The sequence below is a fragment of the Acinetobacter seifertii genome, from assembly GCF_000368065.1.
Classification (GTDB): domain Bacteria; phylum Pseudomonadota; class Gammaproteobacteria; order Pseudomonadales; family Moraxellaceae; genus Acinetobacter; species Acinetobacter seifertii.
Window position 1 is genome coordinate 1 of sequence record NZ_KB851199.1, and the last position, 19,979, is coordinate 19,979.

General features: G+C 39.5%; 16 protein-coding genes, 1 tRNA gene and 1 rRNA gene. 10 read left to right on the forward strand and 8 right to left on the reverse strand.

The window, feature by feature from the left end; translation table 11 throughout:
- Positions 1 to 21: 21 nt before the first annotated feature.
- A tRNA-Ile gene (locus tag F985_RS04970) sits at positions 22 to 98 on the reverse strand.
- A gap of 59 nt (positions 99 to 157) precedes the next feature.
- Positions 158 to 1,695, reverse strand: a 16S ribosomal RNA gene (locus tag F985_RS04975).
- 572 nt (positions 1,696 to 2,267) lie between these two features.
- On the opposite strand from F985_RS04975, the gene F985_RS04980 reads away from it, so the two are divergent.
- The 7 genes from F985_RS04980 to F985_RS05010 all read left to right on the forward strand — a co-directional run bounded on the left by F985_RS04980 (position 2,268) and on the right by F985_RS05010 (position 7,234).
- The gene (locus F985_RS04980; RefSeq protein WP_004698532.1) at positions 2,268 to 3,167 is read left to right on the forward strand and encodes an MlaA family lipoprotein; all 900 of its coding nucleotides are present in this window, start codon (positions 2,268 to 2,270) and stop codon (positions 3,165 to 3,167) included.
- A 115-nt stretch (positions 3,168 to 3,282) separates the two neighbouring features.
- On the forward strand, positions 3,283 to 4,251 hold the full coding sequence (gene gigA, locus F985_RS04985) for an RsbU family protein phosphatase GigA (RefSeq protein ID WP_004698533.1): 969 nt from the start codon (positions 3,283 to 3,285) through the stop codon (positions 4,249 to 4,251).
- Positions 4,252 to 4,353: 102 nt separating this feature from the next.
- On the forward strand, positions 4,354 to 4,875 hold the full coding sequence (gene gigB, locus F985_RS04990) for an anti-anti-sigma factor GigB (protein ID WP_000103065.1): 522 nt from the start codon (positions 4,354 to 4,356) through the stop codon (positions 4,873 to 4,875).
- Positions 4,876 to 4,901: 26 nt separating this feature from the next.
- Positions 4,902 to 5,726: a carbon-nitrogen hydrolase family protein gene (locus F985_RS04995; protein WP_004698535.1), complete on the forward strand. Its 825-nt coding sequence runs from the start codon at positions 4,902 to 4,904 to the stop codon at positions 5,724 to 5,726.
- A gap of 14 nt (positions 5,727 to 5,740) precedes the next feature.
- Positions 5,741 to 6,118, forward strand: coding sequence for a DUF4951 domain-containing protein (locus F985_RS05000; RefSeq protein WP_004698537.1), 378 nt, complete (start codon positions 5,741 to 5,743; stop codon positions 6,116 to 6,118).
- A 159-nt stretch (positions 6,119 to 6,277) separates the two neighbouring features.
- Positions 6,278 to 6,715 carry a MarR family winged helix-turn-helix transcriptional regulator gene (locus tag F985_RS05005; protein ID WP_004698539.1) on the forward strand — a complete coding sequence of 146 codons (438 nt, stop codon included), beginning with the start codon at positions 6,278 to 6,280 and terminating at the stop codon, positions 6,713 to 6,715.
- Between the two features lie 87 nt (positions 6,716 to 6,802).
- Positions 6,803 to 7,234: an organic hydroperoxide resistance protein gene (locus F985_RS05010; RefSeq protein WP_004698547.1), complete on the forward strand. Its 432-nt coding sequence runs from the start codon at positions 6,803 to 6,805 to the stop codon at positions 7,232 to 7,234.
- A gap of 56 nt (positions 7,235 to 7,290) precedes the next feature.
- On the opposite strand, the gene gspE is transcribed toward F985_RS05010, so the two are convergent.
- On the reverse strand, positions 7,291 to 8,781 hold the full coding sequence (gspE, locus tag F985_RS05015; protein WP_004698548.1) for a type II secretion system ATPase GspE: 1,491 nt from the start codon (positions 8,779 to 8,781) through the stop codon (positions 7,291 to 7,293).
- A gap of 96 nt (positions 8,782 to 8,877) precedes the next feature.
- On the opposite strand from gspE, the gene F985_RS05020 reads away from it, so the two are divergent.
- Complete coding sequence (locus F985_RS05020; RefSeq protein ID WP_004698550.1) at positions 8,878 to 9,699, forward strand: hypothetical protein; 822 nt, start codon at positions 8,878 to 8,880, stop codon at positions 9,697 to 9,699.
- Positions 9,700 to 9,708: 9 nt separating this feature from the next.
- Entirely contained in the window at positions 9,709 to 10,626 is a 918-nt protein-coding gene (locus tag F985_RS05025; protein ID WP_004698552.1) for a mechanosensitive ion channel family protein, read from the forward strand.
- Here the strand turns inward: F985_RS05025 and F985_RS05030 are convergent.
- Positions 10,616 to 13,429 (reverse strand): DUF2339 domain-containing protein, encoded by a 2,814-nt coding sequence (locus tag F985_RS05030; protein ID WP_004698554.1) that lies wholly within the window; start codon positions 13,427 to 13,429, stop codon positions 10,616 to 10,618. The two genes, F985_RS05025 and F985_RS05030, sit on opposite strands and share 11 nt — an antisense overlap.
- Before the next feature lie 154 nt (positions 13,430 to 13,583).
- On the opposite strand from F985_RS05030, the gene polA reads away from it, so the two are divergent.
- Complete coding sequence (gene polA, locus F985_RS05035; RefSeq protein ID WP_004698556.1) at positions 13,584 to 16,355, forward strand: DNA polymerase I; 2,772 nt, start codon at positions 13,584 to 13,586, stop codon at positions 16,353 to 16,355.
- Positions 16,356 to 16,416: 61 nt separating this feature from the next.
- Here the strand turns inward: polA and F985_RS05040 are convergent, their stop codons facing one another.
- The 4 genes from F985_RS05040 to F985_RS05055 are packed head-to-tail and all read right to left on the reverse strand — an operon-like array spanning position 16,417 to position 19,977.
- On the reverse strand, positions 16,417 to 16,986 hold the full coding sequence (locus tag F985_RS05040; protein ID WP_002054582.1) for a YggT family protein: 570 nt from the start codon (positions 16,984 to 16,986) through the stop codon (positions 16,417 to 16,419).
- 21 nt (positions 16,987 to 17,007) lie between these two features.
- On the reverse strand, positions 17,008 to 17,844 hold the full coding sequence (proC, locus tag F985_RS05045) for a pyrroline-5-carboxylate reductase (protein WP_081401233.1): 837 nt from the start codon (positions 17,842 to 17,844) through the stop codon (positions 17,008 to 17,010).
- Positions 17,819 to 19,219 carry a tRNA lysidine(34) synthetase TilS gene (tilS, locus tag F985_RS05050; RefSeq protein WP_081401234.1) on the reverse strand — a complete coding sequence of 467 codons (1,401 nt, stop codon included), beginning with the start codon at positions 19,217 to 19,219 and terminating at the stop codon, positions 17,819 to 17,821. The genes proC and tilS overlap by 26 nt, the downstream gene beginning before the upstream one ends.
- Positions 19,156 to 19,977: an acetyl-CoA carboxylase carboxyltransferase subunit alpha gene (locus F985_RS05055; RefSeq protein ID WP_004698563.1), complete on the reverse strand. Its 822-nt coding sequence runs from the start codon at positions 19,975 to 19,977 to the stop codon at positions 19,156 to 19,158. The genes tilS and F985_RS05055 overlap by 64 nt, the downstream gene beginning before the upstream one ends.
- Between the last annotated feature and the right edge of the window lie 2 nt (positions 19,978 to 19,979).

Below are 19,979 nucleotides of genomic sequence, written 5' to 3' on the forward strand. Positions count from 1 at the left end.
AACTTCAACCAGTCAAAGTCATGGTGGGTCTGACAAGACTTGAACTTGTGACCCCACGCTTATCAAGCGTGTGCTCTAACCAACTGAGCTACAGACCCTCAGATACATCTATGAAGAACAACTTGTTGTGGATTCTTACCAATCGTCAATCTTTCGTTAAGGAGGTGATCCAGCCGCAGGTTCCCCTACGGCTACCTTGTTACGACTTCACCCCAGTCATCGGCCACACCGTGGTAACCGCCCTCTTTGCAGTTAGGCTAGCTACTTCTGGTGCAACAAACTCCCATGGTGTGACGGGCGGTGTGTACAAGGCCCGGGAACGTATTCACCGCGGCATTCTGATCCGCGATTACTAGCGATTCCGACTTCATGGAGTCGAGTTGCAGACTCCAATCCGGACTACGATCGGCTTTTTGAGATTAGCATCACATCGCTGTGTAGCAACCCTTTGTACCGACCATTGTAGCACGTGTGTAGCCCTGGCCGTAAGGGCCATGATGACTTGACGTCGTCCCCGCCTTCCTCCAGTTTGTCACTGGCAGTATCCTTAAAGTTCCCGACATTACTCGCTGGCAAATAAGGAAAAGGGTTGCGCTCGTTGCGGGACTTAACCCAACATCTCACGACACGAGCTGACGACAGCCATGCAGCACCTGTATGTAAGTTCCCGAAGGCACCAATCCATCTCTGGAAAGTTCTTACTATGTCAAGGCCAGGTAAGGTTCTTCGCGTTGCATCGAATTAAACCACATGCTCCACCGCTTGTGCGGGCCCCCGTCAATTCATTTGAGTTTTAGTCTTGCGACCGTACTCCCCAGGCGGTCTACTTATCGCGTTAGCTGCGCCACTAAAGCCTCAAAGGCCCCAACGGCTAGTAGACATCGTTTACGGCATGGACTACCAGGGTATCTAATCCTGTTTGCTCCCCATGCTTTCGCACCTCAGCGTCAGTGTTAGGCCAGATGGCTGCCTTCGCCATCGGTATTCCTCCAGATCTCTACGCATTTCACCGCTACACCTGGAATTCTACCATCCTCTCCCACACTCTAGCTAACCAGTATCGAATGCAATTCCCAAGTTAAGCTCGGGGATTTCACATTTGACTTAATTAGCCGCCTACGCGCGCTTTACGCCCAGTAAATCCGATTAACGCTTGCACCCTCTGTATTACCGCGGCTGCTGGCACAGAGTTAGCCGGTGCTTATTCTGCGAGTAACGTCCACTATCTCTAGGTATTAACTAAAGTAGCCTCCTCCTCGCTTAAAGTGCTTTACAACCATAAGGCCTTCTTCACACACGCGGCATGGCTGGATCAGGGTTCCCCCCATTGTCCAATATTCCCCACTGCTGCCTCCCGTAGGAGTCTGGGCCGTGTCTCAGTCCCAGTGTGGCGGATCATCCTCTCAGACCCGCTACAGATCGTCGCCTTGGTAGGCCTTTACCCCACCAACTAGCTAATCCGACTTAGGCTCATCTATTAGCGCAAGGTCCGAAGATCCCCTGCTTTCTCCCGTAGGACGTATGCGGTATTAGCATCCCTTTCGAGATGTTGTCCCCCACTAATAGGCAGATTCCTAAGCATTACTCACCCGTCCGCCGCTAGGTTCAGTAGCAAGCTACCTCTCTCCGCTCGACTTGCATGTGTTAAGCCTGCCGCCAGCGTTCAATCTGAGCCATGATCAAACTCTTCAGTTAAAATCATTTTGCACCTTATTTAAAGACAAGGTGCCAATTCTGGCTCATCAATTACTGACTTAAATTTCGCTCAAATAAACTTCGAGTAATTTAAACCAATCAATCAATGAAAATTATTTCGATTAATCAATCAGTAAAAATCCACACAAGTTGTTCTTCAATTCTCTTAATGATCTTCTTCCTGGTTCGTCACCAGCAAGCTAGGTCGGCTATATTACTCTTAATCTCTTAAAAGTCAACAGGTAATTTCGATATTTTTTAAAACTTATTTTCCAAACCACCTTATCATCAAATTCATCACTTAAAGCAACCAACTTAATAACAAGTAACTGTTTTTCAACAAGTTTCTATCTGCATCACCGCCGATGGATGTGCATTATAGGCCATTAAATTCCCTTTGCAATACCTTTCTCATATTTTATTATTCAAGCGGTCATTTTTTCGGCTTTTTCGCCATATTTCTATATTATTTGACCAATTTTACATTGATAATAGGTTATCGCTTCTGTATTAAAATATATCTCTATCCAACTGCATATTATAGATAGCCTGGCTAGCGGTTAAGGAATTATATGAATTATTCTAATTTACTATTATCGAGCTTATTAACTGTTGGTATTTATACATCAGCACACGCTCAAGAAAATCTTACTGAAGGATCTACCGCGAGTTCGGAAGATGTCGCTTCGACAGAGGATCAGCAGAGCCGCCCCCGCTCACAAATTATTAAAGACTTGAAAGGTCTAAAAGCTAAAGATTTAAAAATCAATGCAAACGCTGCTCAACCTGACACAGTAAAAGATCCATTACAGTCATTAAACCGCCCGATTTATTCTTTTAATGACATGCTAGATCGCAATTTTTTACGTCCCGTTGCAGTTCAATATAATGAAAAAACACCAGAAGATGTTCGCGGCTCTTATCGCCAGTTCCGCAAAAACCTGGGTGAGCCATGGAATGCTGTTAACCAACTCATTCAAGGTCGCCCTGGTCGCGCAGTAAAAACACTAGGTCGATTTACTGTGAATACCTTAACAACTTTAGGTTTAGCTGACCCTGCTAGTCGCTTAGGGCTTCCACCTGAAGACGAAAGTTTTGGCGTAACTCTTGGTTACTATGGTGTTCCTTCAGGACCCTTCCTAATGCTACCTTTCTTTGGCCCAAGTACTTTACGTGATGGTTTAGGCTTAGCTGTAGACTCTCAAGCTCGTCCACAAAAGTATATTATGGATAACCAAGATGGTTTGTATTGGTCAACCAACGTCTTACAAGCTGTTGATACACGTGCCCAGTATTTAGATTTGGATCAAACGATACAAGGCGATCAATATGCGATGATTCGCGACTTGTATCTTCAACGAAAGGCATTCCAGATTGCCGAGAAAAAAGGTAATTCAGCAGACGTATCTTTCATCGATGATGACGAATCTGAAGATGTTCCAGATGATAGCCAACCTAAAAGCAAGAAATAATTAAAGAGGAAAGCAAGGTATTGTATCTACCATATAGAAAGGCAATACCTTGATTTTGATTATACATCCTCTATGATGGATAAAATGATCTTGAAAAAGGACAATCATATCTTCTATGTATTTCATTAAACCGACACGCTCTATCCCTTTCTTAGAGCAAGCTCTGGATTCACTTCCAGACTTACAAGTCATTCACATAGATGATCTCGATTTATACGATCCAACAATTATCGCAATTGCTGATGTACAAGATTTCCTGACTTATAAATGGCGTTTACCTACCATTGTGATTGCTTTTGAACATGAAGGTAGTGCATTAGCTCAGGCATGGGAGGCAGGTGCTCTTGCTGGATGGGTATGGAACCAGTTACCTCAAGATCTGAATAAAGCATTAACAAGAATTGATGCTCAATATAAACGCAATCAAGATAGTCGCGACTTACCTTCGGCAGCAGAATTACAAAAACGTTTACTACCGAATCCTATTGATTTACTAAATTATGAAGTTGAAACTTTTTTCCAACCTTCCGCATATCTATCAGGTGACTGGTATGACTATTGGAAATTAAACGATAAAGAAGTTTTATTTTACCTTGCCGATGTATCAGGACACGGTGTAACAAGCAGTTTATTAACTTCATGGATGGCTGCATTTCATGGGCGCTCAAAAACTCCCCGACAGTTGATTAAAAAATTAAATGGAATGCTCGTTCAAGAGAATATTGAAAAACATATTACGATCGTGGTCGGTATTTTAAATCTTGAAACGCATAATCTTCGCTGGTCTAGTGCAGGTCACTACCCTCCTCCAATTATTTTTGAACCAAATCAACCTCCAAAAATTTTAACGACTAGTAGTTTCCCTTTGGGTTTAACAGATGAATTGGAAGTTGAAGAACATGTATGTACATTAAATCGTCATGCGCGTTTCATTGTTTGTTCAGATGGAGCACTAGAACCATTTGATGGCGGATTGAATGATCAGTTTCAACAATTGGTTCAACATTTGCAAAATCAATCATTCCAAGCCCCTGATCATGTTGCTGATGACATTGCCATCTTTAGTCTTTGTCGAATGAATTAATTTAAAAATCAATCAATTAAAAAATATACGACTTAAGGACTCTTGAGTCTGAGATGGCACTATGTGATAATTTTTCTATCCTTCTCTGAAAATGGCATTTATATGTCAACAGGTCATGTTGAATATGCAAGCTTAAATGGAACGCATATTTTCAAACTTATTGGTGAAGTGCGAGCCCATTCTTGTATAAGTCTAGACAAACTTTTAAACAGAATTGAACAGCAAGAGAATGTTGTTGGTGCAATCGTTGATTTAACCCAAACAACATTTATTGATAGTACTGTATTAGGCATCTTAGCTAAGCTAGGCTTAAAACTGAAACAGACTCATCATATTCAAGCTGTGATGCTATCTACCAATCCAGATATCACAACCTTAGCCAACAGCATGGGGCTAGGGCAGGTTTTTGTCATTCTGAATTATTGTGGCGATCCTAACGTTTGTACTTTGACGCTAACGGATGAACACATTACTCATAATGCAATGCTAAGAACCGTGCTGGATGCACACAAGACATTGATGAAACTTAATGCAAACAATCAGAATATGTTTGAGCCACTTGTTAAGCAATTGCAGAAAGAACAAGACACGCTTGAACAAGTATCTGATAAGCAAAATGCCTAAATTTTATTGCTAATCTGGATTTGTATATGACTCTTGTTTCAGTTGTTCAAATGAATTCTCAAGATGACATTGAAAGCAACTTTCAAATAATCGAGTCATTGATTCAGCAAAGCAAAGCTCAAAATGCCAGCTTAATTGTTTTTCCAGAAAACTTTGTATGTTTCGCTGCTGGTAAACAGCGTGAAACAGCTGAGCAATTTGAATCAATTCAGCAAAGACTTGAGAAACTTGCGCATCAATATCAAATTTGGATTGTTGCTGGCACTTTACCGTGCCCATTTCGTCCAGATGGTTCTATCATACAAGATGGCCGTGTGCGCACAGTAAGCTTATGTATTAGTCCAGAAAGGACAGAAGCACGTTACGACAAAATACATTTATTTGATGTTCAAGTTGGCGATGCTGTCGGTGGATATCAAGAATCCCGCTTCTTTGAACCTGGAACAGACGTTGTAGTCACATCTACCCCTTTTGGCAATATCGGGCTAATGGTATGTTATGACTTGCGTTTTCCTGAGTTAGCTTTAACCTTGAGACAACAAGGTGCTCATCTATTGACTGCACCAGCAGCATTTACCTATACAACAGGGCAAATGCACTGGCAGCTTTTATTACAAGCACGTGCGATGGATAGTCAATGTTATGTTTTAGGGGCAGCACAGCAAGGTTGGCATGGAGAAAAACGTCAAACTTGGGGACATGCAGGAGCAACTGATAGCCGTGGACAAGTTTTAAGTATGATTGAACATGAAGGTAATGGTTTAATTACTGTACCTTTTGATTTAACTGCTCAAGAGCTTGTTCGTACATCAATGCCTTTAATGACGCATCGTAAATTAATTCACTATTAAAAGCTTAATTATTCATGTGGAAATATTTAATTAGCATTTTTTGCTTAGGGGCAAATATTCACTGTTATGCAGCTGAATTTGGTGCAACAAATCATTTTGTTTCTCCAAACTTACAGCTTAAACAAGATGTCCTTCCACCTACTCCTAAAAATATCCCTCTCCCTGCTTTTGGACAACGGATTATTGGTTGGGGAACCGGTGCAGAAGGTGCGAGACAACGTTTAGAGAATATTCAACCTGCTGATGTTTCTATGATTAAAAAACAAGGAACAACCTTAGAAATGATTACAGCTTGGCAAGATTTCTATGAACAAGAACAGCAACGTAATGAAAATAACCCAACTGCAAAATATCGTGCTCGTTTAATGAAGAAAATTGCCGATCTCTGGTAACTGTTCCAAATTCATATTTTAAAGTTATAGAGTAATCTTTCGATTACTCTTTTTTTTGCGTTATCTCATTTTTATCAATAGCTCAGAATTATGAGCATTTAAGAAATCAGACATAAAGCGATATACTAGAAAAGCATCTTTTAGTTTTCTGAGGAATATATGGACCAAGACTGTCAAAATTTAAAGCTTGAGAATCAATTATGTTTCCTCATTTACTCAACAAATTTAGCTCTTAATCAGCTTTATCGAAAACTTTTGACTCCATTAGGCATTACTTATCCTCAATATTTGGTGATGTTGGTTCTATGGGAAAAAGATGAGATCACTGTTTCAGAAATTGGCAACAAACTATTTTTAGAATCTTCTACCTTAACTCCCATTTTAAAAAAATTAGAAGCAATGCAACTTGTGAATCGCACGCGTTCAAAAGAAGATGAACGCCAAGTGATTATTACACTAAGTAAAAAAGGGAAAAAACTTAAAGAACAAGCCGTAAATATTCCAGCTCATATTTTAGAAGCAAGTTCTTGTGACATGACCACCCTACTTGGTCTGAAAGATCAGCTGACACAACTTCGTACAAATATAGCTAAATAATCACCCATTTTTTTACAATTTTGGCTTGTTAAAATAATTAAGTCGTGTACGATATATTTGTATTCAATTTAATTTAGGAATTATAAGATGTCTTTAGAAAAAGTTGTGTATCGTGCAAAAGCTAAAGCAACTGGTGGCCGTGATGGTCGTGCAACTTCATCAGACGGTGTGTTAGACGTACAACTTGGTGTACCTAAAGAAATGGGCGGTGCTGGTGGTGCCGTAACCAACCCAGAACAATTATTTGCAGCTGGTTATTCAGCATGCTTTTTGGGTGCTTTAAAGTTTGTTGCAAACCGCGACAAATTTAATATTAGCAAAGATGCCTATGTTGAAGGTGAAGTCGGTATTGGTCCAATTCCTACAGGTTTTAGTATTGAAGTAACGTTAAATGTTTACTTAATCGGTATGGATCGTGAAGAAGCTGAAAAATTAGTGGAAGCAGCTCATATTGTTTGTCCATATTCAAATGCGACTCGCAATAATATTGATGTGACTTTTAATATTGTGACTGAATAAGTTTTGATATTTCAAAAATGCCCGAATCAAATCGGGCATTTTTTATATCTTCCAAATTATGCTTCACTTGCCTCATTGGTTACTCGAAGCACTTCTTCAAGTGTAGTTTTACCTGAAAGCACTTTACGCAAGCCATCATCACGAATTGAACCTGAATACTGGCGAGCATGGTTTTCTAATTCATATTCAGCGGCATTGCCATGAATAAGGCGACGCATAGGTTCATCAACAGGTACAATTTCATAAATAGCCGTACGACCATTAAACCCTAAATGTGAGCAATGATCACACCCTTTGGCTTCAGGTAACTTTAAAGCTGGCTCATGCGAGATATGTTGAAAAACCTGCTTTTCAAAAGTATCGGCTTCACGCCATGTCATACAATGTGGACATAAAGTACGAACCAAACGTTGAGCAACTACCCCAATTAAAGAGCTTGATAATAAGAACGGTTCAATCCCCATATCTTTAAGCCGAGTAACCGCACCAATAGCAGTATTGGTATGTAGTGTTGATAAAACCAAATGACCTGTTAGTGATGCCTGTACTGCAATTTCTGCTGTTTCTAAATCACGAATCTCACCAACCATGACCACATCAGGATCTTGACGTAACATTGCTTTTAAAGCACGAGCAAATGTCATATCCACTTTGGTATTCACTTGGGTTTGACCAATACCTTCGAGTTGATATTCGATAGGATCTTCGGCAGTTAAGATATTTCGGGTATTGTCATTTAGATCAGATAGAGCTGCATATAAAGTTGTTGTTTTACCCGAACCCGTAGGCCCTGTGACTAAAATAATGCCGTGTGGACGATGTACCAATTGTGTTAAACGTTCATAGTCATTTGCCATTAAACCCAAGTGAGTCATATTGAGCCGACCCGCTTGTTTATCGAGTAAACGCATAACAACCCTTTCACCATGTGACGATGGCAAAGTTGAAACACGGACATCAACTTCACGGCCAGCAAGACGTAAAGAAATACGTCCATCTTGCGGTACACGCTTTTCGGCAATATCGAGTTTCGCCATAACTTTAATACGTGAAACAAGTAACGGAGCTAGTTCACGGCGTGGCTGTACAATTTCACGCAATTGACCATCTACCCGTAAACGAACAGATAGTTTTTTTTCGAAAGCTTCAATATGAATATCTGAAGCCCCTACCCGAATTGCCTCTGAAAGTAATGCATTAATAAGACGAACAATAGGTGCATCATCTTCTTGATCCATTAAGTCTTCTGTTTCAGGAACTTGATCGGCAAGACTCAATAAATCTGGATGATCTTCTAAACCAGCCGCAACTTGTTGCGATTCCCCAGTGTCGCCTGCGTAACTCGTACTTAATAGGCTGTTAAACTCTTGTTCAGTACATAACTGATAATGTGCAGGCTTCCCCAAAATTCGTCTTGCTTCCTGCAATGCAATTTTTTCTGTATTTTGACGTCTAACAATGAAAACTTGATCACCGTCATAACGAAATAAAACACCATGACGCTTGGCAAAACTATATGGAACTTGTATTTGTTTCAATATTTGCATCACAATTTATAATGATGAGTAAGATGATTTTGAGTGTACTCTAAGCAGATTACAGCGTGAAGTCTGTTTAACAACTCGGTAGAGGAATTTTACGTCTTGTTTGAAAATAATGAATATCAGCCTCGCCCCCAAAATTCTTTAAAATGGTGGGGTGAACAGCACTTTGAAATTAACCAATCCAAAGCATGGCAATTTGGTTCAATGCTCTTTCGTTTAACGCGTGGGATAAAAGAATGGCGTATCGAATATTATCGTCCTTCTCTTCAAGATGATAATGAGCAAGATTGGCATCCAGTTGCCGACCCACATTTTGCTTTTCCACATAATGTTCAAGTCGAACGTTATATGTTTCGGAAGACCAATTCAGAATTTTTACTTATGCCACGTCTGGCAGATCGTTCTGTGGTTATCAAACCTATTGATCCGATTTATATTCCAGCAGGTCAGCGAGGAACACTTTATATTAGTACGCCTCTCTGGATTGCTGGTTTAGTTGAAAGTCAGCATGAGCCTTTATTTGAAATTCCTGTAATTCAGCCTAAAGATACATGGTTTGGGCCTAATGCACAGCAAGGTGAAATTTGCTATGCAACCTCTGTTGATGGACGTACTGATTTAAACTTGTTAACACCACGTGCGTTTCGTGCGGTTACACCCATTGATTTTCACAATACAAGTAACCATCAATTACGGTTTGATCGTATGAATGTACCAGTAACTGCCCTACCTCTTTTTTATAGTGAAAGTACTGGTCGTTTATGGACTTCTCAAATTAAAGTTTATTATGAGGGCTCTGACCGTCCTGCCCGTATTCGTATTGAAAATCGTACACCACCCCTTGCTGGTGAAGTGACTTATGTTCATCCCCCGCGGTCACCTGGTGGTGCACTATTTAATATGTTTGATTCATTCTTTTAAGGGGGTTATATGGCTGATACAAATATTCCGAAAGAAATCGCTTATAGTCTCAAAAGTATATTTACCAATGTTAATACCGAACGTATTAGTGAAATTTTAGTCGGTGTTGTGCTTTGCTTTATTGGTTTTGTTCTTGCACGCATTATTTCAAATACATTTATTAGAACTATTGGCTCACGCTTTAATGCTCATCAACGTTTAGTGTGGCGTCGTGGTATTTTTTATTTTATTTTCTTACTCTTCATTATGACGAGTTTAAAAGAGGCAGGATTTAAACTTAGTGTATTTCTTGGAGCAGCAGGGATTTTAACAGTAGCACTTGGTTTTGCTTCACAAACATCAGCCAGTAACTTAATTAGTGGTCTATTTTTGATTGGGGAAGGTTCATTTGAAGTCGGTGATACCATTCAAATTACCCTCATTCGTGGCAATACCATTGAAGGTGAAGTCATTTCAATTGACTTACTCTCGGTTAAGCTACTCACGCTCGACAATGTTTATATTCGTTTGCCGAATGAACAACTTATTCGTGCGCCTGTACACAACTTATCTAAATATCCGATACGGCGTATTCCAATTACACTCGCCATTAACTTTCACGAAGACATTATTAAAGTTCGCGAAGTGTTACTAAATGTGGCAGCTAATTATCCACTCGTATTAGATGACCCAAAACCTGCGGTAACTGTGACTGCATTTAGAGAGTCATCGATTGAGCTTTTATTTGCGATGTGGTGTCGTCAAGAAAATTCTTTAAAAGTTCGAGATGAGATGCAAGAACGTATCCGAAATGGCTTTTTAGATAATCAAATTGAAATTCCTGTTCCTAAAATGGGATTAATTGATCGTCCATCTACTGTTTTTGCTGAAGATGATATCGATCAATACAGCAACCAGAAAGAGTTAAAACAAGAGCCTAAAGCTTAGGCTCTTGATTCTTCTGCACAGAGGATGATGGTGGTAATGGTGCAAGATAAGCAATAATCAGCATTACCCCACCTGCTCCAATAAATGAAATAACTCGAGTTAATGTTGCACTTTGCGATAGATCAAGCAAAATCAGCTTTAATACAACAATCCCTAAAAGTGCAGCACCTACAAACCAGAGTTGACGAATCATTTTCCGACTAGAGTATGTGGTCAATACAAATGCCAGAATAACCCAAAGTAGTGTCAGGCTTAATTGGACTATCCCATTTGTCCAAATTGCCACGCTCCATAGTGGTGTCGCCCAGTAGTGGTGCAAGCCCCGAACGACCACACTACTGAACACCAACAGTCCCACTAAAATTGTTGTAATTTTAAAAGTCCACTCCAGTGACTTATCTTGATCAAAATCATGTTGATAAATAATAAAGAGTAGACCTGCAAATCCCGCAATTGAAAGTAAGTCAGTTAAGTTAAATAAAGGAACAAAATATAGGTACTCGGCAGAATGAATATCAACACTCATCGCAAGCAACCACAATAAGCTCAAACACCACACCGGAATTTGATGCAACAACGTCGTTTTATGAGCTTTATATGCCCAAAGTGAATACCCCCCTGGAACAAAAGCCAAAGCCACAATTGGCATTTGCGGAAAAATAGCCATACCCACTATCGCTAATACTAACCAGCTTAAACCAGCCCAGACTTTTAAGTAGCTAGACTCCCCCGACTGCGGTTGAGCGATAATAAATAAACCACTAAGAAGAATAGTACTAACAAGGAAAGTAATTTGCTGTAATGAATCTACCCATTTAAACAACGTAAAAACTTGACTTGTAAAGGCTTCACCCAAAATTAGTAACAGTAACAGACTAATTAAAAGTAACTGTAAACTTTCCCATTGGACGCGAAGCTTATAATGAATAACTGCACTAAATATTGCGATTAGGGCTATGGCAAACATCAAATATGGGCTTAAGGCATGATGATGCCATGCCATTATTTCTACACCTGCTACAGCACCCGCATACATACCTAGACATAAGAAAATGCCACTAAACATGCTTGCACTGAAATAACGTTGTTCTTTACTGTTGTATTGCAGTAAATAAAAAGCTGAAATGAATTGAGCAATTGCATAAATGCTAGTGCTTAGCGTTGGGAACTCTTCATTTGCCCAAACCTGATAAAACAGTGCAAGTGAGCTAAGTAAAACTAAAACTACACCAATATATCGGCTTAAACGGTAGCGCTCAGTTACTCCCCAAACGATTAAAGCCGTACCTTGTGCAACCCAACCAATAGCAGTCCAATGTGCCCCTTTCGCGAGTGGAAAAATTAAGGCAAAAAAAGCAACGGAAAGAATGAAAAAGCTTTTGGCAAGAACTGAAAGTTGTGGATGGGATTTTTTAATCCAATAAGTTAATACCGCATAAGTACCCGCTAATACAGCAGCGCCAATCGTCAAAGCTTGGGTAGACTCATGAACTAAATAAGCATGAAGCGTAAAACCCAGTACAGGCACACTAAAAATAAGACCAACATCTAACAGTGGAGGTAAACGAATACCCACTTGTTTATCATGTTCTGAAACCCGCGATATATTTTGGCTATAACGAACACTTAACCAAATAAACAAAGCAATATGACACCATAAGATCCAGTCTAATGTGTCAAATTTTGCTGGCTCAGCATAAAATGCGATTGCACTACCACCAATAAACATCGTGGCAAAGAAAGCAATCTGATTTAGGATTTTCCAAGGCTGAATAAAATTAACAGCAGCCACTGCAAGATTAATGACGAAGTAATAACTAAATAGAAAAATTACATCTGGGCGATATTGCGGAATAATTAAAGGAGCCGCATAAGCCATACCGAGTGCTAATATTGCCAAATAAATTGCTTGTTGTTTTAAGCTAAGGAATACTGTAATTGCTAATAAAATAGCAAATAAAATACTCGCTGTAGTGATATTGGCAATGACACTAAAATGATGTGAGAACACAAGTGTCAGGAATACAACCGCAAGCCCTACACCCTGCAATGCCACAGCAAAAAGCTGGTTTTTCTTTTGCAAGGTATACCCAAATGCTGTTAACACAGCTCCAGCAAGAGCAATAAAACCAAGTTTTACACCTAGGCTTAACTGCCAGTGCTCACTTGCAAAACGTAATAACAACACTACTCCAACCATCAGCACAGCAACAGCAACTCTTAAAATTGGATTACCATGAACCATCCAATCGACTGCTGGTTGCCACCATGCGCTTTGTACATGAGCTATTTGTTGTTCTTGATTTGAAGCTATTGTTTCAGGTAAAGCTGGCTTGACTGGCTCAACGATATTTTTTGGATCAACTTGCTCTATCGCTGGAGTTATAGCTTCTGTTTGTAGAGTATCGTTTACACGAACAGTTTGTTTTGCTGACTCAAGGAACAATAGACGAGTATGAAATGTACTAATAGTTTGAATCAAACATAATAATAAAACCAGTAATGCCCCACCAGCAATCCACATCCAATGATTGATATAAGCAACTAATGCAACCAAGGCGGCTGCATAAATTACTGTTCTTTGTATGTGTATAGAATAAAGTGGCGTTTTCTGCTGAGAAAACTGTTGTTCTAAATGAATTAAACGCTGATGCAAATTTGATAAAAATTGAACTAATATGACAGTGAGCGCAATAGATAAAGCAACAACGGCGCTTTGAAATTTAAAACCAATTGAAATGGCTAAAAACAAAGTCAAAGCGATCAAAACGACGATCATTCCCTGTTTGTCTTTTTTATACATGGGCTTTGCAATATGACACCTTCATTACATGTCATCTTACTTCAAGCCAATACAAGCGTATATTTATACATACAAAATACTGCAAAAATCATAAACCTGCATTCATAGCCGTTTTCACGTAAAATACCCCTAATTCAAATTAAGGAATTGTTCAATGCCACCATTTGTCTTGGTTGATGGGTCCTATTTTTTATTTCGTGCATATCATGCATTACCACCATTGACGACCTCTACAGGGTTACATACCAATGCAATACGTGGGGCAATTTCTGCCATTCAAAAATTAATGCGCCGTATGCAGCCAACACATATGGCTGTCATTTTTGATACGCCTGAGCCAACTTTCCGTCATAAGCTTTCACCTATTTATAAAGGTGATCGTCCAACCATGCCTGAAGAGTTATCTCAACAGATTCCATATTTGCATGCATTGATTAAAGCTCAAGGGATTCCTTTATATAGTCTTCCGGGTGCAGAAGCAGATGACATTATCGGTACACTTGCTAAACGTGCCGTACTCGAAGGCCATCATGTCCTTATCTCAACTGGAGATAAAGACATGGCCCAGCTCGTCAATGACCATGTAAAATTAGAAGATAGCTTTAAAGATCGCGTCATGGATATCGACGGCGTATTTGAAAAATTTGGTGTTTGGCCAAATCAGATTATCGATTACTTAACCCTTATGGGCGATGCGTCTGATGGCATCATGGGTGTGCCTGGCGTGGGTGCAAAAACAGCAGCTAAGTTACTAACTGAATATGGCACTTTGGATAATATCATTGCTAATGTAGACCAGCTTAAAGGCAAACTGAGCCAAAATATTAAAGACAATTTAGACAATATTAAGCTTGATCACCAATTAGCCAGTATTGTGTGTGATCTTCCTTTAGAACTCGACTGGCATGAATTAAAGCTTACTGATCCAAACGTAGAGGCTTTGCGTAATCTATACACTGAGCTTGAGTTTAGAAACCAATTACAATCGCTTGATCATCCAAACAACCCAAATAGTTCAAGCTACAAACAGCAAGCTTCACAGACTATTGTTCAAAATGAAGTTAAACCTGCTGAAACGATAGAAACCGAAGATCAAGCCAGCTTAACTAGTCAAGATGACCAGCTTGGAACTGCAAATTATCATACTGTTTTAACTCAAGAAGCTTGGGATCAACTCTGGCAACGCATGCAAAATGCTGATCATTTTGCTATTGATACAGAGACCACAAGTCTTGATTACCGTATTGCAGAAATGGTCGGTTTTTCAATCGCCTTTGATGCACAAGATGCCTACTATGTGCCTTTAGCGCATAACTATGAAAATGCACCACAACAACTGAACCGTGAACAAATTCTAGCTCAAATTAAGCCTGTGCTAGAAAATGAAGCGGTTAAAAAAATCGGTCATCACCTTAAATATGACGCCCATATTTTTGCAAACCACGGTATAGAGCTTAAAGGCTGGTATTTCGATAGCATGCTGGCATCGTATGTACTAAATGCAGCTGCTACTCGTCATGGTATGGATGATGTTGCTCGTGTCTACTTAAGTCACTTAACCACGACTTTTGAACAAATTGCTGGTAAAGGTGCAAAGCAGAAAACTTTTAATCAAATTGAGATTGAAGTTGCTGCTCATTATGCAGCCGAAGATGCACATGTGACCTATCGTTTATATGAAGTCCTTTCAAATAAACTTAAAGCACATCCTGAGCTAGAAAATATTTTATATAACATTGAAATGCCAGTTGCCCGAATTTTGTCAGGCATGGAAGAAGATGGTATTCGCCTAGATCATGCATTCTTAGACAAGTTAAGTGTTGAATTTGCAAAAACAATGGAAGGGCTTGAAAATCAAGCGATGGAAATTGCAGATGAAACTTTTAATATTGCTTCACCTAAACAAGTAGGCGAAATCCTATTTGATAAATTAGGAATCAAAGGTGGTAAAAAAACTGCAACTGGGCAATACAGCACCAGTGAAAGTGTTTTAGAAAAAATTGAACATCCTTTAGCGGAAATTATTCTAGAACATCGTGGTTTGGCAAAGCTAAAAAGTACCTATACTGACCGTTTAGTTGAGCAATCTCATAACGATACGCATCGCGTACATACGAGTTATCACCAAGCACTCACAGCGACAGGTCGTCTCTCCTCTTCTGATCCGAATTTACAAAATATTCCAATTCGTAGACAAATTGGCCGTCAAATTCGTAAGGCATTCATTGCACCAGAAGGACGAGTTTTACTAGCAGCCGATTACTCGCAAATTGAACTTCGTTTAATGGCTCATTTTTCTCAAGATGAAGCATTAGTACATGCATTCCAGCATGGGCAAGACGTTCACCGTCGTACTGCTGCCGAAGTATTAGGTATTGCAATTGAAGATGTAACCAATGACCAACGCCGCCAAGCGAAAGCAGTTAACTTTGGTCTACTGTATGGTATGTCTGAGTTTGGCTTAATTCGTCAATTAGGCTTCACACGTCAAGAATCGCAAAATTATATTAAGCAATATTTCCAACGCTATCCTGGTATTTACGAATATATGCAACGCACACGTCAAGTTGCATCAGAACAAGGCTTTGTGGAAACCATTTTAGGTCGTCGTCTATATACACCAGATATTGATGCAAGAAATGTGATGGTGCGTAAGGCTGCCGAACGTGCTGCAATTAATGCGCCTTTACAAGGTAGTGCGGCTGATATTATTAAACTTGCAATGATTGAAGTTGATAAAATCTTGCCAAAAGATCAAGCCAAGCTACTACTTCAAGTACACGATGAATTAGTATTTGAAGCTAATCAAAATATTGCTGAGGAACTTTCCAAACAAATCGCAAAAGTCATGGAATCTGTTGTAGAAATTTCCGTACCGTTAGTGGTTGAAGTTGGGCAAGGACAAAACTGGGATGACGCACACTAAGTCATCAATAAACCAATAAAAAAAGGGCTGTGAAATACAGCCCTTTTTTTATCGTCTCAACTTAAAGTCCAGTTAAAAGAACTTTAGCGACTTCATTCATTAAGATCTCGGCAATATAGAGTGCCAAGAATGCCAAAATTGGAGATAAATCAATCATTCCCATATTAGGCAACAAACGACGGAATGGTGCCAGTAATGGTTCAGCTAAATCTTGAATCACCTCAATATAAGGTGAACGCGATTGAGTGAACATAACCACCCAACTCAAAATGATTGTCGCAAAAATTAAATAACGGCAGAAACGAATCAAATCTTGAATCATGGTCACAAATGTCAGAATCACTAAATGAATCGGACTATTTGGCATTGAGCCAGAAAGATACATTACACCGAAAATTTTCAGTAAATATAAAATAATTAAAAGAACTAACGCGGCTAAATTGAATCGGCCTTTTGCGACCGTTGGAAAAATTCGGCCAAAAATATCAACAATTTTCGTCGCTTTTACTGTCGATAAAACCACAGGATTATAAGGACTTACTGCCGCCAATTGCATTAAAAAACGGAAAAAGACCAATAAAATCGCGACATTAATTAAAATTCCAAAAATTAGCGCAGAATTTGCACCCATAGTTGTCTTATCCTATTTAAGCTATTTTGCACTGTCACTCAGTTCTTGAGCCAACTCTTGACTACGCTTCTGTGCAGCAGCCAATGCAGATTGAATATTTTGGGAGATTTGTGCACGGTCAAAAACTTCAAGTGCAGCTTGTGTCGTACCATTTGGTGATGTCACATTCTTACGAAGTTCAGATGGAGTATTTGAACTCGTAATTGCCATTTGAGCTGCACCTAATGCCGTTTGAAGAGTTAAAGCAGTGGCAACTTTTTCATCAAGTCCTAAATTTTTACCAGCACGGATCATACTTTCCATGAGATAGAAAAAATATGCAGGACCTGAACCAGAAACCGCTGTTACCGCATCAATTTGAGCTTCGGAGTTTACCCAAATTGTTAAGCCTGTGGCTGCTAAAATCTGACTCGTTAATTCACGATCAGAAGTACCAACTACATCAGTCGCATAAATACCATGTGCGCCTGTTTGAACTAATGCCGGTGTATTTGGCATAACGCGAACAATTCGGTTGCTATCAATTAAGTTTGATATCGTTTGAATTTCAGCACCAGCAATAATTGATATAACCAATTTATCTGATAAAAGTCCTTTTAGAGGACGCAAAACAGTTGCCAAAACTTGTGGTTTTACTGCCAATACAACGACATCCGCATTTTTAATTGCAGCAACATTATCTTGTGTTACATGAACTTCTTTTTCTTGTAATAAATGGCGGATTTGTTCAACTGGATCTGAAACGGTAATACGTGTTGGCGGTAAACCTCTTGAAATCAGGCCACCAATCAACGCTTGGGCCATATTACCACCACCAATAAAACAGATATTACTATTTACTGCACTTGTCATAACCATATTCGCCATTTACCAGATCACAAGAATGAGAAATTAAATCTGGTTGCCATCCTCCTTGCTCACAATACGGAGACTGAGCCAACCAAAATCCTTTCGGTGTAAAAACCCCAAGCATAACATTATCTATGACTAATATTTGAATTGTATGACGAAGCCAAGGCAAAATATGTGCTTCTTGAATTGCTTTTTTTAACGGCCATTGCCCAACACGACCATATAAATGGACTTTTTCACCGCCTTGACGTCGAATTATTTTCAATTCTTTATTTAGTAAAGAATGACTCAAACCAATTTCTTTAGACAGAATATGAAAAAGTCCAGAAGGCCCCTGCCATTTTTCTTCTAATTTAAATACATGCTCGAGTTCAGCTTCAACCGGATTTAATGTTTCAGCAAGAAAATCTTGCTTACTTAATCTATAAAGGTAATTTTGATAACGGACATAGTAAAACTGATTCCAGTGCAAAGCGGCTTGCGCATCAGACTTTGAATTAATTACTTCACTCTTTAACCGCTCAACCATTTCAAATGCAGGCCGATATTGTCTATCACCTTTCATCCAAACAGAAAGTAATTGACGCTGACGTGCAGATGTCAACTCTAGTAATTTAGTTAAATCTAAACACTCAGCCGTGCCACAATGTTCTAAATCAACTTTTAAAACTTCTTCTAAAATTTCAGAAGCGTCTTGCATCAGGTAACTGGTTCGGCTTAAAGCCTGCTGCATTTTCGGAAATCGTTTTTGTAAGAATGGCCAAAGCTCTTCACGTGACCACGCCCGATCATAATGAATATCATAATTTGTAGGATCATTTACATACTCAATTTCAAGTTGAGCGGTCCAAGCAGCAATTTGTTCACGAGTTAAATCTAAAAAAGGACGCCAAATCGCCAAATCTACACGATAATCAATAGACTGCATAGCTGCAAGTCCATCAACACCAGCTCCCGACAACAATCTTAATATAACTGTTTCGGCTTGATCTTGTTGATGGTGTGCAAGCACTAAAGTTTCATTAGGTTGTAAATGCTGTAGATAAGCTTGATAACGTGCCTGACGTGCTTGAGCTTCCAAATTACCATCAGTAACTTGGACTTTTTGAATAATATAAGGGATATTTAAACTTATTGCTTGATTGGCAACTAGTTTCGACCATTCTGCACTTTGTTCTTGCAGTTGATGATCAATGTGAATTACTCGGATCTTTTGAGGGAAAATTTGAAACATCAAATGTAGCAGCAGCATTGAATCCATGCCGCCACTACATCCAATAAGAAAAGAGCTATTCTCTGAAAACTCTTGAGACTGCTTTAAGACGCTATGCCTAAATTTTCGCTGCCAAACTTCATTAAACGTTGATAACGTGCTTCGCATCGTTCATTTGCATCCATTGGTAGCAATTCATCTAAAGCTTGCTTCAAAACTACTTTTAGATTTTGCATAACACGCTCAGGGTCTAAATGAGCCCCTTCGCCTTCATCTACTACATATTCAACAATACCTAAAGATTGCAGCTTATCTGCTGTCAAACCTAAAGCTTCACTTGCTTGAGCAGCTTTTTCAGCAGTCTTCCACAAAATAGATGCACAACCTTCTGGTGAAATAACAGAATAAATACTATGAGATAGCATAATTACTCGGTCAGCAACACCAATACCTAAAGCACCACCAGAACCGCCTTCACCGAGTACTGTTGCAACTACAGGAACTTTCAAACTTGAAAGTTGAGCAAGACTCGTTGCAATTGCTTCAGCTTGTCCACGCTCTTCAGCACCAACACCTGGGTAAGCGCCCATAGTATCAATAAATGTAAAGACTGGAAGATTAAAACGCTCAGCCATATCTAATAAACGCTGAGATTTACGGTAACCTTCTGGGTTCGCCATACCAAAGTTGTGCTTTAATTTTTCACGGGTACTACGACCACGGTGTTGTCCAATGACCATCACAGGTTGACCGTCAAAACGAGCAAGACCACCTACCATCGCACCATCGTCACCAAACAAACGATCACCATGCAAGGCATCAAACTCTGTAAAGATTTCACCGACATAATCTAGAAATTGCGGACGATCAGGATGACGTGCAATTTGAACCGTTGTCCACGCTTTGGACTGAGTAGCTTTTTTCATAG